Annotated in this window: 1 protein-coding gene; it reads right to left on the reverse strand. The window is 54.9% G+C overall.

Annotated features, from left to right (window positions below):
- Window positions 1–590 precede the first annotated feature (590 nt).
- Window positions 591–1,715, reverse strand: coding sequence for an aminotransferase (locus tag DW211_RS09980; protein ID WP_118260595.1), 1,125 nt, complete (start codon window positions 1,713–1,715; stop codon window positions 591–593).
- Window positions 1,716–1,890: the final 175 nt, after the last annotated feature.

Below are 1,890 nucleotides of genomic sequence, written 5' to 3' on the forward strand. Positions count from 1 at the left end.
TGCAGACCTTTCGTCATGGCCTCCTACCTTTCTTTCGGGCCCCTGTCAGGGCCGATTCGTTAGCGCCCCTCCGTGTGAGGCGTTATTGCTGACGACATATTTATATCCAAATTCAGTTCATACTTCCACCTCGCCCCCGAACGGTTTTATATGAGGGGTGAACGGCATACACATATACTTCACGCATGGCACACTTCGATTTAATAAAGTGTATTTACGTGCTTAAACGCGTATTCAATCCAATAATCAAATGGAACTAAACTTTATTAAACCACCCTCAAATTGCATATTTCCAATAGAGCTATGAATAGAATTAGCGATTCATACCGCGTCTCAACCATTTTCATTTTTATTCAGAAAAAAGTTTGTCCTATTCATTTCTGGTAAACGAATTACCGTTTACCAGACGCTTGATACCGTTCACCGGAAGCTCAGTATAAGGCCCAGCGAATACCGGCTTGCTTTACGGCCCCATTTGTAACAACTTGACTTCTCGGTATAGAAAAAGGGCCCGCTTCCCCTAGGGAAACAGGCCCTTTTTCGATTATCGTCGGCCAATTTGAATACGGCCTTCGAAGGGAGTCGTGATCCTAGCGATCGAACTCCGCCAGTGCCTCGCCCAGAAGCCTCAGCCCCTCGCGCAGAACGTCCTCGCTCGCGCAGTAGCCCAGGCGTGCGCCGCAGGGAAGCTCAAAGCGGCTGCCGGGAACCAACAGCACTCCCCTCTCGGCCAGCAAGCGCTTGCAGAACTCCTCGTCGTCCTCGGGGATATCCAGCTGGATAAACGAGGTGGACACGCCCTGCGGCGCCGTCCAGGAGACACGATGCTGCGTGTCGATCCAAGCCTGCGCGATATCGCGGTTTCCAAACACAATCTTGCGGTTGCGTTCGAGAATCTTGTCCTTGTGCTCGAGCACGTAGGTCGCCAGGGCGTCGTTGAACACGCCGCCGCAGATCATGGTGTAGTCACGATAGGTGCGGATGCGGTTGGAGGCCTCTTCGTCGGCCACGACCCAGCCCACGCGAGCCGCAGGCGTCGAATAGGTCTTGGACACCGAGTTGGTGACGATGGCCTTCTCGTACACGTCGGCCATCGATATAAAGGACTCGGTGTTCTCGAGCGGCAGATACACCTCATCGCACAGCACGTAGGCGCCCACCAAACGGGCGATCTCGGCAATCTGACCGAGCATATCGGCATCGAGCACCGCACCGATGGGGTTCGATGCGTTATTGATGCAGATGAGCTTAGTGTTGGGGCGAACGAGGTGCTTGAGCTGTTCGATATCGGGCTTCCAGCCGAGCTCCTCGCGAAGCTCCCAATACTCGACCTCGGCACCGAACGTACGCGGAATCTCATAGAGCGGCGCATAGGTGGGCCACTCGGCAATCACGTGATCGCCGGGCTCGACCACGGCTATGATGGCATTGAGGTTGGCGCCCGTGCAGCCGTTGGTCTGCAGGATGTGGTCGGGATTGACCTCACGGCGATACAGTTTGGCGACCTCGGCCTTAAATTCCGGCGATCCCTCGATCCAGCCGTAGTTCATCTTCTCGCGATCCAGGCGCTCGTAGAACGTGGCGCCGTCCTGCTCGTCCAGTGCGCGAAGCTCGCCCATGGTCAGCGACGAGATCGTCGACTGGGCGATGTCCCACGTGGCGCTCTTCTCCCAAACGTTGAGCCATTCCTCAACACCGATTGTCTTGATATCCATGGCCACCTTATCTGATCTTCATTTAGCGTCATTAAACATGAATGGGGCGGTGCGAAAGATCCGCACCGCCCCAATGGGAGACATCTAATGGCAGCTAGATGTTTGTAGTAAGACCTGTACGGGTCTTTGAAAACCTTAGAGGTCCTCGCGCCAGAAGGGCATGCTCATGCAGCGC

This window comes from Collinsella sp. AM18-10, assembly GCF_003471585.1.
Classification (GTDB): domain Bacteria; phylum Actinomycetota; class Coriobacteriia; order Coriobacteriales; family Coriobacteriaceae; genus Collinsella.

Coding starts and splice junctions, on each gene's coding strand:
- DW211_RS09980 (WP_118260595.1), bottom strand. CDS start 1,715: ATGGATATCAAGACAATCGGTGTTGAGGAATGGCTCAACGTTTGGGAG.